Genomic DNA, 295 nt, shown 5'->3' with positions numbered 1-295 from the left:
CGAGGAAACGGGCCACGTGGCTGGAGCTGCCGCCGGCCAGGTACACCGAGCGCGCCCCGAAGATCACCGCCCGGTCCCCGGCCAGGCTGCCCAGCCAACCGCAGACCACCTCCATCGGCTCGACCGCCAGCGCGTCGTCGCCCGCGTGCGCGGCGGCGATCAGGGCTTCCGGCGTGGACCACTGCGGTTCCACCCCACGAATGCCGCACAGGCAGGGATACAGGTTCATCACGCCGCTGCCGGACAGGATCCGTTCGTTGTCCACGGGGTCCCAGCGCGCCAGCATCTTCTGCAG

1 protein-coding gene is annotated in these 295 nt (G+C 71.2%); it reads right to left on the bottom strand.

Translation table 11 applies throughout. The annotated features are described in order from the left end of the window. On the bottom strand, positions 1-295 hold a 295-nt coding region (locus ACQG3P_RS19225; protein ID WP_426805931.1), incomplete at both ends, for a glucokinase.

This window comes from Stenotrophomonas sp. SrG (assembly GCF_050031795.1).
GTDB lineage: Bacteria > Pseudomonadota > Gammaproteobacteria > Xanthomonadales > Xanthomonadaceae > Stenotrophomonas > Stenotrophomonas rhizophila_A.
This window is presented reverse-complemented; position numbering and strand designations above follow the sequence as displayed.